14 protein-coding genes are annotated in these 15,810 nt (G+C 56.3%); 5 read left to right on the top strand and 9 right to left on the bottom strand.

Annotated elements, in window-relative coordinates; translation table 11 throughout:
• Positions 1-7: 7 nt before the first annotated feature.
• Together mutM and HMPREF2796_RS02685 are read right to left on the bottom strand one after the other, a co-directional pair.
• Positions 8-829 (bottom strand): bifunctional DNA-formamidopyrimidine glycosylase/DNA-(apurinic or apyrimidinic site) lyase, encoded by an 822-nt coding sequence (mutM, locus tag HMPREF2796_RS02690; protein WP_064087134.1) that lies wholly within the window; start codon positions 827-829, stop codon positions 8-10.
• A gap of 217 nt (positions 830-1,046) precedes the next feature.
• Positions 1,047-1,703 carry a hypothetical protein gene (locus HMPREF2796_RS02685; protein WP_070630779.1) on the bottom strand — a complete coding sequence of 219 codons (657 nt, stop codon included), beginning with the start codon at positions 1,701-1,703 and terminating at the stop codon, positions 1,047-1,049.
• 337 nt (positions 1,704-2,040) lie between these two features.
• Here HMPREF2796_RS02685 and rarD point away from each other — a divergent pair, with 337 nt between their 5' ends.
• From rarD to HMPREF2796_RS02655, 5 genes are all read left to right on the top strand, one after another.
• A complete protein-coding gene (gene rarD, locus HMPREF2796_RS02675; RefSeq protein WP_246826979.1) occupies positions 2,041-2,976 on the top strand; it encodes an EamA family transporter RarD in 936 nt (311 codons plus the stop codon).
• A gap of 158 nt (positions 2,977-3,134) precedes the next feature.
• Positions 3,135-3,545, top strand: a complete 411-nt coding sequence (locus HMPREF2796_RS02670) for a hypothetical protein (protein WP_070630774.1) — start codon at positions 3,135-3,137, stop codon at positions 3,543-3,545.
• 115 nt (positions 3,546-3,660) lie between these two features.
• A complete protein-coding gene (gene gyrB, locus HMPREF2796_RS02665; protein ID WP_070630772.1) occupies positions 3,661-6,060 on the top strand; it encodes a DNA topoisomerase (ATP-hydrolyzing) subunit B in 2,400 nt (799 codons plus the stop codon).
• Between the two features lie 97 nt (positions 6,061-6,157).
• Complete coding sequence (locus HMPREF2796_RS02660; protein ID WP_070630770.1) at positions 6,158-6,679, top strand: hypothetical protein; 522 nt, start codon at positions 6,158-6,160, stop codon at positions 6,677-6,679.
• Positions 6,680-6,739: 60 nt separating this feature from the next.
• Positions 6,740-7,408: a hypothetical protein gene (locus tag HMPREF2796_RS02655; protein ID WP_070630768.1), complete on the top strand. Its 669-nt coding sequence runs from the start codon at positions 6,740-6,742 to the stop codon at positions 7,406-7,408.
• A 345-nt stretch (positions 7,409-7,753) separates the two neighbouring features.
• Here the strand turns inward: HMPREF2796_RS02655 and ftsZ are convergent, their stop codons facing one another.
• From ftsZ to murC, 7 genes are all read right to left on the bottom strand, one after another.
• A complete protein-coding gene (gene ftsZ, locus HMPREF2796_RS02650) occupies positions 7,754-8,926 on the bottom strand; it encodes a cell division protein FtsZ (RefSeq protein ID WP_064087023.1) in 1,173 nt (390 codons plus the stop codon).
• A gap of 99 nt (positions 8,927-9,025) precedes the next feature.
• Positions 9,026-10,264, bottom strand: a complete 1,239-nt coding sequence (gene ftsA, locus HMPREF2796_RS02645; protein ID WP_070630767.1) for a cell division protein FtsA — start codon at positions 10,262-10,264, stop codon at positions 9,026-9,028.
• Positions 10,265-10,395: 131 nt separating this feature from the next.
• A complete protein-coding gene (locus HMPREF2796_RS02640; RefSeq protein ID WP_070630764.1) occupies positions 10,396-11,151 on the bottom strand; it encodes a cell division protein FtsQ/DivIB in 756 nt (251 codons plus the stop codon).
• A complete protein-coding gene (locus tag HMPREF2796_RS02635) occupies positions 11,135-12,055 on the bottom strand; it encodes a D-alanine--D-alanine ligase (RefSeq protein WP_070630762.1) in 921 nt (306 codons plus the stop codon). The genes HMPREF2796_RS02640 and HMPREF2796_RS02635 overlap by 17 nt, the downstream gene beginning before the upstream one ends.
• A gap of 73 nt (positions 12,056-12,128) precedes the next feature.
• Positions 12,129-13,175: a hypothetical protein gene (locus HMPREF2796_RS02630; RefSeq protein ID WP_070630759.1), complete on the bottom strand. Its 1,047-nt coding sequence runs from the start codon at positions 13,173-13,175 to the stop codon at positions 12,129-12,131.
• Positions 13,176-13,178: 3 nt separating this feature from the next.
• Positions 13,179-14,228 (bottom strand): hypothetical protein, encoded by a 1,050-nt coding sequence (locus HMPREF2796_RS02625; RefSeq protein ID WP_070630757.1) that lies wholly within the window; start codon positions 14,226-14,228, stop codon positions 13,179-13,181.
• The gene (gene murC / locus HMPREF2796_RS02620; protein WP_070630755.1) at positions 14,221-15,618 is read right to left on the bottom strand and encodes a UDP-N-acetylmuramate--L-alanine ligase; all 1,398 of its coding nucleotides are present in this window, start codon (positions 15,616-15,618) and stop codon (positions 14,221-14,223) included. The genes HMPREF2796_RS02625 and murC overlap by 8 nt, the downstream gene beginning before the upstream one ends.
• Positions 15,619-15,810: the final 192 nt, after the last annotated feature.

Raw genomic sequence — 15,810 nt, 5'->3', positions numbered from 1 at the left:
AACGGCTTCAACGCTGGCATTTCGGGCAGTAAAAGCTGCTGCGCTGGCCGACAATCTGCCGTGCAATCGGCGTACCACAATGATGGCAAGGCTCTCCCTCGCGGCCATATACATGATATTGCTGCTGGAAATAGCCGCTTTGCCCATCGCTGTGCACAAAATCGCGCAAGCTGCTGCCGCCAACTTCTATGGCACAGTGCAGCACGTTACGAATTTCGGTCACCAAACGGCGGCACTCTTCGGCAGACACACGGTCGGCGCGGCGGGTAGGCAGGATGCCGGCGGCAAACAGCGCTTCGTTAGCATAAATATTGCCCACACCCACCACGACTTTATTATCCATCAGCGCAGTTTTGATAGCGCTTTTGCGGCGTGAAAGCGCATTTTTCAGGTAGCCTGAAGTGAACTCTTCTTGTAGTGGCTCAGGGCCCAAATGTTGCAATAGCGGATGTTGCTCGGCCGCGCCAGTAAACCACAACACTGAACCGAAACGGCGTGGATCACGCAGGCGCAACACCGTTTGGTCGACCGTAATGATGTCGATATGATCGTGCTTTTCCGGCGGTGGTGCGCTGTCATTAGGGTATACGCGCAGACTGCCCGACATACCCAAGTGCAGCAGCATCACGCCATGGGGAAATTCAAACAATAAATACTTGGCACGGCGATGAATATACACAATATGGCTGCTGGCAAGCTGCTGAGCCAAATCAGGCGACACCGGCCAACGCAATTTCGGCTGACGCACCACCACTTCGGCTACGGTTTTGCCCTGCATATAGGGCTGGATACCCCGTCGGGTGGTTTCAACTTCTGGTAGTTCGGGCATAGCAAAATTCAGGGTTGAAGTGAATAAAGCGGGAAGTTTAGACGTTTTATCTAATTTAGGCTACCGGGAAACGTGAGCTTTAACTCAATAAAGTGGATAGATGTTTTTAATCAAGCCAAGGCCTAGTTTTGGATAGCAAAAAATACAGTCGCTATTTTTCAGGTAGCCTCTTTGTAGTGCGAAGGCTACCTGAAAAAACCAGCTGAAACCTGACAGGCTATTGCTGCCCCGCCTGCTGTTTGGCGGCCTCCTGCCGCTGCCATTTGGCGCGGTGTTCCGGCTCGTAGGCGAGGTTCATGATAAAGATTCCGGCCTTGCCATTGTTGACACCCTTAGTCATCACAAAAGCCAGCAGGCTGCCGCGCTTAAACTGCTGTATACCGTTTTCGGCCAAAAACTTTTCCCGCTCTTCAGCCGTAACGAACATACCGCTGTTGAGCACGGTAAATTCTTCCGCACTCAGGTGCGGATAGAGCGCAAACCCGGCGGCTTCCAAATCTTTCACCAAGGTTGCCACTTCATTATCTGTGCGCGCCAAAATCATCATTTGCAGCAGCTTGCTCTCGCCATCAAACGCAAACATGCGCAACGGAAAGCCGTTCTGAACATTGCTCTGATACACTTCCACCGCACCGGATTCGCTGCCGAGCCTCCGGTTGCCGAAAATTATCTCGCCATCTTCCATCTTCACCGCATCGGGATACAACGCCCGTATCTGCTCCACTGTGGTTTTGCCCACTTCCACGCTTTGCAAAACAGGCGCGGCGGCAGCGGCCTGGCTGGCAGCCTCGCCATCATGGTGGCCCACCTCCACACGGCAGGCACACAAGGCGGCCAACAGCAGCGGCAGAAGGGCTTTAGCATAAACAGACATCTCAGCTTCCTTAAACAAGATTACAGGGAGGCAGCAGAGTACAAGAGAAAGACAAACTGGGCAATGTTTAATCAACAAGAGGGGCTGCCTGAAGCACCGCGATATTTTTCAGGTAGCCTTTGAGTGCGCAGAAGGCTACCTGAAAAATCGTCTTAATCACGCAACCCCAAATCCTTTCCATCTTAATTAACCCAACTTCACACAAACCACCGCCGGAATCTTTCAGGTAGCCTTTGCCCACGGAGCAAATAGGCAAAACATTGCCATGTTTCTCTTTCCCCACGGCTATTTGGGCAAAAACTGCCCAAACGTGCCAAGCAGCGCGAAGACGTTTATAATGTTAACTATCTTTAATTCCGAAAGGCTGTATATGTCGAGAATGGCCAAGGGGATTATTGCGGCCGTGGTCTCCAATATTCTGTTCGGCTCGCTGTTTATGTTTGGCCCATGGATGCGGCCGATGAGCGGCACGGATGTGTTTGCCTGGCGTATCGTGGGTACGTTTACCTGCGCGCTCTCCATTATGCTGCTCACTTCGGCCAAACGCGATGCGGCCAAATTTCTGCGCGAAATCGGCGGCAATCTTCGACGCTGGGCGCTGGTGCTGCTGCCCGCGCCGATTATGATCGGGCAGATTTGGCTTTACATGTGGGCGCCGGTAAACGGCAAGGGGGTGGACGTATCGATGGGCTACTTCCTATTCCCGCTCGCGATGATGCTGGGCGGGGTGATGGTGTTCCGCGAGCGGCTTGATCGCTTGCAGCTGATTGCCGTACTGCTGGCTTCAGCGGCGGTGGCACTGGAAATCTGGAACAGCGGCACGTTTTCCTGGGTAACCATTGCCGTGTTCGCCACCTTTCCGATTTATTACATCATGCGCCGCTGGCAAGGCGTGCCGCCGCTGCTCGGGCTCTTGCTGGATTTGATTTTGGCGCTGCCTTTCGTGATTTGGTATCTGGTGATGTATTCACCCAGCCCGGCCATGATCGAGGCCAAGCCGATTCTGCTTTTGTTTGCCGTGCTCTTGGGGCTCAATGGCGCAGTATCAATGCAGGTTAACCTCACAGCCAATGAGCTTTTGCCGGTGGTGCTGTTCGGTATGCTGAGCTATCTGGAGCCGGCGCTGCTGTTTCTGCTTTCGGTGTTTGTGCTGGGCGAGCATTTAGATTGGGTGGCCATGGTGAGCCACAGCCTGATTTGGGCGAGCATCATCGTGATGCTGTATCACGGTATCCAAACTATGCGCCGTGAGAAGGCAGAACAGGCTGTCTGAAATTATCTGCTTCAATGTAATGAAACCAGGCTTCCTAAGCGGAAGCCTGTTCTTTCTCAGGCCAAAACGACTTAGGTAATGTGTTATAATTACACGTTGAGTCTCAGGTAACCTGAAACCCTGAGCCTCAGCACACATCTGTATGATTACCATAGAAAATGATTACAATAGAAATCCGCTTTAACCACATCACTATCCGTTACAACAACACCGTGGTGGAACATCACGGCATGTTCAGCAACAGCCACCTGATTATTGCGGACGGCTTCCAATGGATGACCGCTCTAATAGCTGCGGTAGGCAAAGCCGCAGACCAAGGCATTTTTGAACAACAACACTGGTCCACGCACAAACTGATAACGTCTGAAAGCGATAACCAACCAAACCGTCCCTGCCTCTGTTTTGATGTATGCGAAACACTGGAAGGCGGCTTATCCCCAGTTGAATGGTATATCCTGATCAATACCTTAGAGTGGATTAACCCTAAAAACACAATGAAACAGCCGGAAATACTGATTCTCTATCGAGGCAAACCGCCCACTTATGAAGAAGCACTCCAAGCAGCGTGAAAAAACAATCTAACACGCTAAAAAACTAGAAAACCTACCCTGATAAATCAAACCTACTTGTAGCAAACACTATTTCAGGTAGCCTCAAACTCATTCTCATCACAGCAAAACAACCATGACAGAACAAACCCAGCAAGAATACGGCGCAGACAGTATCCAAGTCCTCGAAGGTTTGGAGGCCGTGCGTAAACGCCCCGGCATGTATATCGGCGACACGCAGGACGGCTCCGGCCTGCACCACATGGTGTTCGAAGTGCTCGACAACGCCATTGACGAAGCACTGGCCGGCCATTGCGACAGCATCACCGTGTCCATCAACGCCGACGAATCCATCACCATCGAAGACAACGGGCGCGGCATCCCCACTGGCATCCACCCCAAAGAAGGCCGCTCCGCCGCCGAAGTCATCATGACCATCCTGCACGCGGGCGGCAAATTCGACAACAACAGCTACAAAGTCTCCGGCGGCCTGCACGGCGTGGGCGTATCCGTAGTAAACGCCCTGTCCGACTGGCTGAAACTCACCATTTGGCGCGAAGGCAAAGAGCATTTTGTCGAATTCCGCCGCGGCGAAACCGTTGCCCCGCTCAAAGCCGTAGCCGATTGCCCGGCCGACAAACACGGCACGCGCGTGCAATTTATGGCCAGCGAAGAAACCTTCGGCGAGGTGCAATACAAATTTGAAACCCTGGCCAAACGCATCCGCGAATTATCCTTTCTGAACAACGGCGTAAAAATCGAACTGTTCGACAAACGCGACGGAAAACACGAAAACTTCGCCGAATCCGGCGGCGTGGCCGGTTTTGTGCGCTACACCACCGGCGGTAAAAAACCCTTGCACGACAAAATCTTCTACACCCTCGGCGAAAGAGACGGTATGACGGTAGAGTGCGCCATGCAATGGAACGACAGCTACCAAGAATCCGTGCAATGCTTCACCAACAATATCCCGCAGCGCGACGGCGGCACCCACCTCACCGCCCTGCGCGCCGCCATGACGCGCACCATTAATCAATACATCGAAGCCAATGAAATCGCCAAGAAAGCCAAAGTGGATACCAGCGGCGACGATATGCGCGAAGGCTTAGTGTGCGTGCTTTCCGTGAAACTGCCCGACCCGAAATTCTCCTCCCAAACCAAAGACAAACTGGTTTCCAGCGAAATCGCCCCCGTGGTGAACGAAGTGCTCAGCCAGGCGCTGCACGAATTTTTGGAAGAAAATCCGCAAGATGCCAAAATCATTTGCAGCAAAATCGTGGATGCCGCCCGCGCCCGCGAAGCTGCCCGCAAAGCGCGTGAAATCACCCGCCGCAAAGGCGTGATGGACGGCTTAGGGTTGCCCGGCAAACTGGCCGACTGCCAAGAAAAAGACCCGGCCCTATCCGAGCTGTATCTGGTGGAGGGTGATTCCGCCGGCGGTTCCGCCAAACAAGGCCGCGACCGCAAATTCCAAGCCATCCTGCCGCTGAAGGGCAAAATTCTCAACGTGGAAAAAGCCCGCTTCGAAAAAATGCTCGCCAGCCAAGAAGTGGCTACCCTGATTACCGCGCTGGGCACCTCCATCGGCAAAGAAGAATTCAATCTGGAAAAACTGCGCTACCACCGCATCATCATCATGACCGATGCCGACGTGGACGGCGCCCATATCCGCACATTGCTGCTCACCTTCTTCTACCGCCAAATGCCCGAACTGGTGGAACGCGGCTACATCTACATCGCCCAACCCCCGCTTTATAAAGCCAAATACGGCAAGCAGGAACGCTACCTGAAAGACGACACGGAAAAAGACGAATTCCTGCTCGGCCTCGCCGTGGACAAAGCCAAAATCGCTTCCGGCGGCCGCACGCTGGAAGGCGCCGAGTTGGAACGCGCCGCCAAGCAGTTCCTCCGCGCCCGCAGCACCATCGAACAGGAAAGCCGCATCATCGACGGCCTCGTGCTGCGCGCCCTGCTCGACACCGCCCCCATTTCGCTCGAAAGCGCCGAAAGCACCGATGCCGCCATTGCCGCCCTCTCCTCCCTGTTGGCCAAAGAAGAAGTGGCACTGGAACGCCTCGACGGCCACGAAGGCGGCCATTTCATCAAAATCACCCGCCAGCTGCACGGCAACGTGATGGTTTCCTATCTCGACCAAAAATTCATCGACAGCAAAGCCTACCAAACCATCAGCCGCACCGCCGAACAGCTCCAAGGCCTGGTTGAGCCCGGCGCCCTACTCCACAAAGGCGAAGCCGAGCCGCAAACCGTAAACAGCTTCGAGCAGGCCATCGACATCCTGCTCGCCGGTGCACAAAAAGGCATGGCCATCCAGCGCTACAAAGGGCTGGGCGAGATGAACGCCGAACAGCTGTGGGAAACCACTATGGACCCGGAAGTGCGCCGCCTCCTGAAAGTGCGCATCGAAGACGCCATCGCCGCCGACAAAGTATTCGTTACCCTCATGGGCGACGAAGTCGAACCCCGCCGCGAGTTCATCGAAACCAACGCCCTGATTGCGCAAAACATTGATGCGTAGAGCAGCGCAGATTTTTCAGGTAGCCTTTCCCACAAAGGCTACCTGAAAATTTAAAACCCATTACCCCACCGTTCAACCACCACAGAAAGGACACCCCATGTTCCGCCGTCTCACCGCCATCGCCGCCCTCCTCATCGTCGGCCAAACCTACGCCCAAAGCTTTATCGCCGACACCATCCCCTACTCTCCCGAAGCCAAAGTGGCCGACCGCATCCGCCAAGAATGCACCGATTTAGGCGCAAACTTCAGCCGCAAAATCATCGAGCAAGCCAAAGCCGGCGGCATCGAACTGCAGGCCACCGGCGCCGACAGCCTCGCCGGGCAGCCCAACCGCCTCGACGTGCAGATTACCGACGCCCGCAGCTACGGCAGCGCCTTCACCGGCCACTACAAATCCATGCACATCCGCCTCACCCGCTACGAAAACGGCCAGCAAACCGCCACCACCGAGCTTTCCCGCCGCTCACTCGGCGGCATGGGCGGCATGTTTAAAAGCTCCTGCTCCGTGCTCGAACGCGTAACCGACACCCTCGCCAAAGACACCGCCGCCTGGCTGAAAAACCCCGCCGACGCCTCCGCAACCCCGGCCGCCAACGAAGCCTCCGGCACAGCCCAATAACCTGAAAGGCTACCTGAAACATTTTCAGGTAGCCTCACATCCCATTCAAAGAGACCCCGCATGAAATACATCCACACCACCGCCGACACCCTCGAACACCTCCGCCAGCAGGCCAAAAAACGCCAAAACAAACAAGGCGGCAAAATCGCCGAGCTGCTCAACCGCGCCGCCCAAGAAGCCAAATACCAAAGCTGGCGCCACGCCGAAATCTGCCACCAGGCCGGCGAACGCTTCGGCCGCACCCCGCTCACCGAAGAATGCCACACCGTAGTCGAGCACACCCGTGCCGGCCAAGACTATGTAACCGCCACCGGCTTTGAAACCGCCACCCCCAGCGCCTACCTCCTGTTCAACACCGATCAAGGCGACGCCTGGCTCTACGACGTATTCAGCCGCCAAGCCCTGTGCCTGATGCACCGCCACAAAGAAGCCGAGCTCACCCCCATCCGCTTTGCCGACAAACGCTTCACCATCGAATGGGACGGCCAAGTCGACCTCTCCACCCCCATCCCCAGCCTCGACCCAGAAACCAATGCCGCCCGCGCCAAACTCGGCGGCCGCTACCTCTTCCCCGAATACGTCTCCCTCATGATTGAAGACCTTGGCAGCCAAGCCGCCCGCCAAGCGCACCAATTCTTCCAAAACGAACATGGCGGTGAGACCCTGCCCGCGCCTGAACACGAACATCACGGGCATAAACACAGCCACAACTGCGGCTGCAACCATTAAGCATACCAAGTTGAACCGCATATAAATCCGCATTATCTATTTTCAGGTAGCCTCAACGGCTACCTGAAAACATAAGGGGCAACGGATTACGGTGCTAGCCTAGCCGAACCAAGTTTAGATCTTTGTTGGGCTAAAACATCTCAGTATATATTTTATGGAATGGCTATTCATGATTCGCAGCCAGCAATCATCAATAGCATAAGAATGACCTTGGATCGCGCAAGGATGTTTATCAGCTATCCACTGAGCTCAACTAATAAGTAGCCTTTAACCATCCTAATCCACCAAACCAAACAAAAAACCTACCTCAAAAGAGGCAGGTTTTGCATTGAGAACCAGACTGGCTTAATCAGCCTGGCGGCGGATTACCGCCGGAATTTCGAAATCGTCCAACACAGATTGGTTGGCAAAATCAGAAGCAGCCAAGTTCATAGTGCGGGCAGTGCGGCCGGAGCGGATAACGCTGTCAATTTCCGGGAATCCGCCATCTGTGCCAGTGGCTTGGGCAGCTTTCACCATACGCAGGTTGCTGCTCTGACTGTTGTCGCCCTGCTCTTTCAGGCCGGTGGCAATGATGGTTACGCGGATTTCGCCTTCCGCCATGGCAGCGTCTTCAGCCGTACCATATTTCAGCTCTGCATCGGGATGAGCATATTCGCTCACTACCGACATGATTTCTTTGTATTCTTTCATGGTCAGGCCGTCGGGGGCGGTAGTGATGTTCACCAGCACGCCACGCGCACCTTCCAGCGTTACGTTGTCCAGCAGCGGGCTGGCAATTGCCTGCTCGGTGGCCAAACGGGCACGGTCGATGCCTTGTGCGAAACCAGAACCCATCATGGCCATGCCCATGATGCCCATTACATTGCGTACGTCGGCGAAGTCCAAGTTGATCATGCCGGGGCAGGTAATCACTTCGGCAATACCGGCCACCGCGTTGCGCAACACGTTATCAGCAGCACGGAATGCTTGGCGCACGGTTACATCTTCGCCCAGGGCGGTCATCAGTTTGTCGTTCGGGATAACGATGAGCGAGTCTACTTGGTTTTTCAGGGTTTCCAAGCCATCTTTGGCAATCTGGATGCGTTTGCCTTCATGTTCGAACGGGCGGGTCACCACAGCCACGGTCAGGATACCCAGCTCACGGGCAATCTCGGCCACTACCGGAGCAGCGCCGGTACCGGTGCCACCACCCATACCGGTGGTAATGAACAGCATATTGGCGCCTTGAATGGCGTCGGCGATGGTTTCACGGTCTTCTAGAGCGGCATTGCGGCCGGTTTCCGGATTGGCGCCAGCCCCCAAACCTTTGGTCAAATTAGTACCTAGCTGGATGCGCTTGGGCGCTTTGCTGCCCTGCAAAGACTGGGCATCGGTGTTGGCGCTAATAAATTCAACGCCTTGTACCGTGTTGTCTATCATATTGTTAATAGCATTACAGCCGCCGCCACCAATACCGATAACTTTAATGACCGCCGGACTGGCTGCGGATTCGACAACATCATAAACCAACTGCATTTAACACTCCTTTTGCGCCCCGGAAGGCTACCTGAAAACTGAAATCGCCCGTATTATAAAGGTTTGAACGGATTTTGTGTGCAAGAATAAGCAAAAAGCTTAGAAATTGTTTTTCAGCCACTCTTTGAGGCGGTAGAAAACAGAATCTCCCTCTGCAGCCTGCCGCACGGGGTTATGCGTGCCATGCTGGCTGCTGTATTCAGCAGCGGTTTGCAGGAGGCCGATGGCTGTGGCGTAGCGCGGGTTACGGATGCGTTCCGACAAACCGCCCATTTCCTTCGGCACACCGACACGGGCAGGCAGATTGAACACGTCTTCAGCCAGTTCCACCACACCGGAAAGCAAAGATGCGCCGCCGGTGAGCACCACACCAGAGGTGAGCACTTCTTCGGGGAAACCGGAACGGTGCAGTTCATTGCGGGTCAGTTCCAAAATTTCTTCCACGCGCGGGCCGATAACGCTGGCCAACACACGGCGTGAAATCTGGCGTGGGCTGCGGTCGCCCACGCTGGGTACTTCAATCATTTCATCCAAGCCATCGCCGGTAGCCAAGGCTACGCCATGGTTGATTTTGATGTATTCGGCGGCGTTATAAGGAGTACGCAGGGCTTGCGCCAAATCGCGGGTAATCAAATCGCCGGCCACCGGAATCACAGCAGTGTGGCGGATGGCACCGTTGGTGTACACGGCGATATCGGTCGTGCCGCCGCCGATATCGATGACGCACACGCCCAGTTCTTTCTCGTCTTCAGTCAGCACAGCACGGCCGCTGGCCAAGGGCTGCAGAATCATATTGTCGATGTGCAGGCCGCAGCGTTCGATACATTTTTGAATGTTCTGCATGGCAGTAACAGCGCCGGTTACGATATGAATGCGCGTATCCAGCCGCACGCCGCTCATACCGATGGGCTCGCGCACGCCGGGCTGGTTGTCGATGATGTACTCCTGCACCACGGTGTGCAGAATCTGGTGATCCGGCGGAATGTTTACGGCTTTGGCGGTTTCGATAGCGCGGTCGATGTCGGCCTGCGTGACTTCGCCTTCCTTGATTTTCACCACACCTTGCGAATTCATGCTGCGGATATGGTTGCCGGCAATGCCGGTTACCACGCTGCCAATTTGGCAATCAGCCATCAGCTGGGCTTCTTCCATAGCCTGGGTAATAGCTTGGGCGGTGGCATCAATATTGGTTACCATGCCGGCTTTCAAGCCGTGTGACGGCGCTTGGCCAAAGCCGATGATGTGAATTTCCTTATCGTCTTGCACTTCGCCGATCAAAACGATGGTTTTCGAGGTACCGATGTCCAGTGCGCCCACCAGTTGTTTGTTGTTTGACATAACTCTGTCTCGCTTATTGTTGAAATGGTTGTTTATCGCTAAAGCACTTATTTCTTTTCTACTACGCTAACTCGCTTTGCTGTACGTGTGCACTATGCTACTGCTCGCCGTCTTATAGAAAAATAATTGCTTCAGTCATGCCCGCCTGATGGCGGTTGTTGCTTGTTGTTGTCTTCATCTGCCGCGCCCTGTTTGTAGCGCACGGCAAAGCCGTCTTTATAGCGCAAATCCACGTATTGTACGTCGGCTGCGCGTTCTTTCAAGATTTCGTGCCATGCCTGCACAAAGCGGCGCAGGCGATCTTGTGCGTTGACACGACCCAGATGCAGCCGGATGCCGTTTTCCAAAGCCAGCTCCCGCGAGGAACGCGAACTATAGTCCATGCGGCTGATTTTCAGATTAGTCGGCGCCAAGATGGCTTGGAACTCCATAAATTCCTTCACCATAATTTTACGCATTCCCGGCGTGCCTGCAAATACGGGAAAGTTTTCATCGGTGGGGGCATCAAAGCCTTTGCCTTCGCTATCCACCAGCCCGCCGCCTTCCCAGCGTGCCACAGGCTGCCGCTCTTCCACCCGGATTTGCACCGTATCCGGCCAGATTCGGCGCACCTCCGCCTTAGCCACCCAAGGCAGCGTTTCAAACGCCTGCCGTGCTTCGTTCAAATCGGCTTTGAATATATTGCCGCGGATGTGACGATGAGCGGTTTGTTGCAGCTGGGTGGCACTTAAACGGTGTAGGTCGCCGTCGATTTTCACCAGTTTCACCGGAAAATACGGCGAATTCATCATCCACATCACCGCTGCCGCAATCAGGCCGACAGCAGCCAAAAGATAAAGGCTGCTGTTGATGCGTTTGAGCGCGCCAGCGTTATCCCAAAGTCGCATGGCTCAATACTTCAACGCATAAATCGGCAAAATCCAAGCCGGTTTGCGCGGCGGCTTTCGGTACCAAGCTGTGGCTGGTCATACCGGGCACAGTGTTGATTTCCAACAAATAAAGCTTTCCGCTCTGGCTGCGCAGAAAATCCACCCTGCCCCAGCTGCGCCCGCCGATGGCTTCAAAACCGGCTTTGGCCAGGCGGCGGATTTCGGCCTCGCCCGCCGCATCCAAATCGCTGGGGCATTGGTATACCGTGTCGTCGCGGAAATACTTGGCGTCGTAATCGTAAAACTCGGTGGCGGGGATGATGCGGATGCTGGGCAGCGCCTGTTGACCGAGCACGGCGCAGGTGTATTCGCCGCCGTCGATAAAGCGTTCGGCGATGATTTCGCCGTGCAGGTGGCGTTCGCGCAGCTCGCGGTACACTTTCGGCAACTCGCCGGGCTGCTTCACTTTCACCACGCCCACGCTGCTGCCTTCGGCGGCGGGCTTCACAAACATCGGCAGGCCGAGCTCGGCTTCCACAGCGGCAAAATCGGTATCATCGTGCAATACGGCGAAATCGGGTACGGGCAGGCCGAGTGCCTGCCAAATCAGTTTGCAGCGGTATTTATCCATACCCAGCGCGGAGGCGGCCATGCCGCAGCCGGTGTAGGGGATGCCGATGGAATCGAGCAGCGCCTGCACGGTGCCGTCTTCGCCATAGGTGCCGTGCAGCACATTGAAGGCTACCTGAAAACCCTGCGCTTTCAGTTGCAGGATGTCTTGTTCTTTCGGGTCGAACCGGTGGGCATCGATGCCCCGGCTCTGCAAGGCGGCCAATACGGCCGCGCCGCTGTCGAGCGACACTTCACGCTCGCTGGAAAATCCGCCGTTCAATACGGCCACTTTGCCAAACTGCTTGTTCATTTGCTTTGCTTCTTTCTTACTTCTACTTTCAGGTAGCCCCATCAAACGCCCGTCTGAAAGGCTACCTGAAAACTTAAAACCGGTAATGCCGCCAGCTCGGGTCGTATTCGCACGCGGCCTGCGGCTTGAGTTCGGCAAACTGCTCGCACAGTGCCTGCGCTTTTGCCATGAGGCGCTCCGGCTCGCCGGTAGCGGCAAATATGGTGCGCTCACCCCGCGTGAGGTTGGTGACGGCAATCGTGCCGATGCCTTGCTGTTGATGGCAGGCCTCGGCGTCGAATTCGTCTTGCAGCCGGTAGGCCGCCATCAGCGCGTCTTCGCCGTTGATTTCGCAGTGCACGGAAACGCACCAGCCCATATCCGCCCGGCCAAGCAGGCCGTTGGCCGATTCATTGCGCAGCAGCACCAGGGCATCTTGTTCGTTTTCTTCGTCTTCATCGCGCTGATAGGCGGTATACTGCCATTCCGGCTCGGGATAGAGCGCATCGCGCCCCAAAGCTTTCCAGACTTCATCTAATTTCTCAGGTAGCCTGTGCAGCGGCACGGCTTCTGGAGGCGCGGTATCCACAAAATCCAGTGCACCCACTTTCACCACCGCATCCCACTCGCCCAACACATGGTCGAGCATAATCAGCGCCAGCCGCTGCGAGGTTTCCAAATCTTCTGCCTTGGGCGGCTTGGCAAAAGCCACGTCCAGCGCGGGCAGGCCGCGCCATTCTTCGCAGCGCACCAAAATATCCGCCGCCTGCATTTCCACGCCGCCCATGCGGATGGCAAACTGCTCCGGCGAGCCCAGCCGTTGGCGGAAACACAGCACCGAACGCTCGGTGGATTCCGCTGCCGTGGCAATCAGCGCCAACACTTGTGGGAAATGTTCCAAATCGCCGTTGGCACTGAACACCAGCGCGCCGGCGGCCGGCGGCCCTTCCAACTCCACCACCACACCGGGGCAGTATTCGTGCAGCAGGTTGTTGGCCTCGGTAACAAAGGCCACCGGGTCTTCCAGCGCTGCAAGCCGCGCCTCTTCGCGCCGCCACACCGTCCAGAAACAATGGGCATTATCTTGCCATTCGCTCAGGCTGTGCCGGCCTGCGGCTTCGTTGGTATCTGATTTCGTCATCTTTTATCCTTGCAAGCGGTAATGCCGCCATGACGGGTCGAACACACAGTTGACCCGTGCGTCCAGCCGCTCGTAGCGTGCGGTGATTTCCCGCACCTTCTCCCACAATCCTTCCGGCTCGGCCACCATGGCAAAGGCGGTGTATTCGCCTTTTTCCGCGTCGGCCAGCATGGCAGTCAGGATGCCTTGCTCATGCTGCCCGACGCAGCCGGAAAACTCGTGTACCAGTTCCTGCGCCAGAGCCTGGCTCATGTCGTCGTACACTTCACAGCGCACGCTCAAACACCAGGCCAAATCGGCACGCCCCAGTAGCGAAGCAGCCGATTCGTTGCGCACCAAAATCTTGGCCGGCTCGCCATCATCGTTTTCCGCGCCATACACGCGGAATTCCGCCTCGCCGCTTGGATACACGCCGTTGTGCCCCAGCTGGGCACGCCACAACTTATCAAAAGCAGCGGGCAGCTCGGCCAACGGCAGCCCACCCCGAGGCGGCTGCTCCACCAGCTCCACATAGCCGGTTTTCACGTTTAAATCCCACTGCCCCAAGGCCTGCGCCAAAAGCAGCCACACCGCCAACCGGCGGTCGTCGGCATCCGTGCCATCAGGATTATCGTTCACAAACACCTGCAAATGCACCAGGCCGTCGTTACCCGACGCACAGGCTACCTGAAATTGGCTGCCGGAAAGCTGCGTTTTGCCAAAACCAGCCCGGCGCTGCGGCAGTTCGTCAGCCCGGCAGCGCCGCAGCAAGGCCTGCACACCGAAGGGCAAACCCGGCGGTGCAGCCTCGGCCAGCAACACTGCATCGGCCATCGGCTCCAGCCGGCCGCCACTGCTGAAGGCTACCTGAAATTTAGCGCCGGCATCAACAGCATAATCCGACACGGCCTGCAAAAACACGCCGGGGAAATAGTGGTGCAGCAAATAGTTTCCGCTATTCACCAGCGCCACACAACCGCCGCCGGCCTGCCAGGGCTGCTCCCACTGCCAGCTCTGCCAAAAAGAGGCGGCACGCTGCCGCGCCTCTTGGCGGCGTTTCAGGAAATCATCCATGCGCTGCTAAATCCCGCAAAGCCTGCGGTACTTTATTGATGCTGCCTGCGCCCATATTCAGCAGCAGGTCGCCATCTTGCAGCATATTAAGCAAGGTGGCGGGCATATCGGCCACATCAGCGCAGTAAATCGGCTCCAGCTTGCCGGCCACGCGCAGGGCACGGGTGAGCGCACGGCTGTCGGCGGCCACAATCGGCTCTTCGCCGGCAGCGTATACATCGGTCAGCACCACTGCATCGGCGGTGTTCAGCACGCGCACGAAGTCTTCAAACAAATCGCGGGTGCGGGTGTAGCGGTGCGGCTGGAATGCCAACACCAGGCGGCGTTCTGGATAAGCGCCGCGTGCGGCGGAGAGCGTGGCAGCCATTTCCACCGGATGGTGGCCGTAGTCGTCGACCACCAAGGCGCTGCCGCCTTGCGGCAGCTTGACTTCACCGTAGCTCTGAAAGCGCCGCCCCACGCCGCCGAAACCGGCCAGGCCACGCTGAATGGCTTCCACGTCCGCGCCACACTCCAGCGCCACACCGATGGCAGCCAGCGCATTGAGCACATTGTGCCGCCCCGGCGCATTCAACCGCACTTCAAACGGCGCGATCGGGCGTTTGTTCAGGTGCACGGTAAAGCACATCTGCGCGCCTTCGCTGTGCACATTATCGGCGTAAATATCGGCGGTTTCGTCTAAGCCATAGGTAGCAAACGGTTTCTGAATCTCCGGCAGGATGGCGCGCACATGTTCGCTGTCGATACACAAAAATGCCTTGCCGTAGAACGGCATACGATGCACAAACTCTACAAAGGCCTGGTGCAGCTTGTCCACGCTGTGGTCGTAGGTGTCCATGTGATCGGTGTCGATATTGGTCACCACGGTAATCACGGGCGTGAGATACAGGAAAGAGGCGTCTGATTCGTCGGCCTCGGCCACAATATACTGCCCGCCGCCGAGCTTGGCGTTGGTGCCCGCAGCGGTGAGCTTGCCGCCAATCACGAAGGTCGGGTCGAGGCCGGCGGCGGTGAGGATGGAGGCAGTGAGGCTGGTGGTGGTGGTTTTGCCGTGCGTGCCGGCAATGGCGATACCTTGGCCGAAGCGCATAATCTCCGCCAGCATCATGGCGCGCGGAATTACCGGAATGCCTGTCTCGCGGGCGGCCAACACTTCCGGATTATCCGGCTTGATGGCAGTAGAGGTAACCACCACGTCCACGCCCTCGATATGCTCTGCCGCATGGCCGTGGAACACCTTGATGCCCATATCGGCCAGCTGGCGCGTTACCGCGCTTTGCGCCTGATCCGAGCCGGATACGTCGAATTCTTTATACAGCACCTCGGCCAGGCCGCACATGCCAGCGCCGCCGATGCCGACGAAATGGATGCGTTTTACTCGTTGCTTCATATTTATCACTGCTTCCCGGGCAGCCTTTGCAGACAAAACCGCTATTGTATAGCGGATAAACATTTTTCGATACAACGCAGGCAGGAGAAAAATCCATATTGCAGCTGAGGCTACCTGAAAAACAGCCTCCCAGAGTACCGATCAAGCAAAGCCTTTAAACTATGTGCATACTAATCATCAAGCAGTCTTACC

This window comes from Eikenella sp. HMSC071B05 (assembly GCF_001811325.1).
Classification (GTDB): Bacteria; Pseudomonadota; Gammaproteobacteria; order Burkholderiales; family Neisseriaceae; genus Eikenella; species Eikenella corrodens.
The sequence above is the reverse complement of the archived record's forward strand: the minus strand, read 5'-3'. Positions and strand labels throughout refer to the sequence as shown.

Bases quoted from the DNA above. Each gene is read 5' to 3' on its own strand.
- HMPREF2796_RS02640 (WP_070630764.1), bottom strand. From the start codon at position 11,151: ATGCGACTTTGGGATAACGCTGGCGCGCTCAAACGCATCAACAGCAGC.
- HMPREF2796_RS02685 (WP_070630779.1), bottom strand. From the start codon at position 1,703: ATGTCTGTTTATGCTAAAGCCCTTCTGCCGCTGCTGTTGGCCGCCTTG.
- rarD (WP_246826979.1), top strand. From the start codon at position 2,041: ATGTTAACTATCTTTAATTCCGAAAGGCTGTATATGTCGAGAATGGCC.
- HMPREF2796_RS02670 (WP_070630774.1), top strand. From the start codon at position 3,135: ATGATTACAATAGAAATCCGCTTTAACCACATCACTATCCGTTACAAC.
- mutM (WP_064087134.1), bottom strand. From the start codon at position 829: ATGCCCGAACTACCAGAAGTTGAAACCACCCGACGGGGTATCCAGCCC.
- ftsA (WP_070630767.1), bottom strand. From the start codon at position 10,264: ATGTCAAACAACAAACAACTGGTGGGCGCACTGGACATCGGTACCTCG.
- murC (WP_070630755.1), bottom strand. From the start codon at position 15,618: ATGAAGCAACGAGTAAAACGCATCCATTTCGTCGGCATCGGCGGCGCT.
- HMPREF2796_RS02625 (WP_070630757.1), bottom strand. From the start codon at position 14,228: ATGGATGATTTCCTGAAACGCCGCCAAGAGGCGCGGCAGCGTGCCGCC.
- HMPREF2796_RS02655 (WP_070630768.1), top strand. From the start codon at position 6,740: ATGAAATACATCCACACCACCGCCGACACCCTCGAACACCTCCGCCAG.
- ftsZ (WP_064087023.1), bottom strand. From the start codon at position 8,926: ATGCAGTTGGTTTATGATGTTGTCGAATCCGCAGCCAGTCCGGCGGTC.
- gyrB (WP_070630772.1), top strand. From the start codon at position 3,661: ATGACAGAACAAACCCAGCAAGAATACGGCGCAGACAGTATCCAAGTC.
- HMPREF2796_RS02660 (WP_070630770.1), top strand. From the start codon at position 6,158: ATGTTCCGCCGTCTCACCGCCATCGCCGCCCTCCTCATCGTCGGCCAA.
- HMPREF2796_RS02635 (WP_070630762.1), bottom strand. From the start codon at position 12,055: ATGAACAAGCAGTTTGGCAAAGTGGCCGTATTGAACGGCGGATTTTCC.
- HMPREF2796_RS02630 (WP_070630759.1), bottom strand. From the start codon at position 13,175: ATGACGAAATCAGATACCAACGAAGCCGCAGGCCGGCACAGCCTGAGC.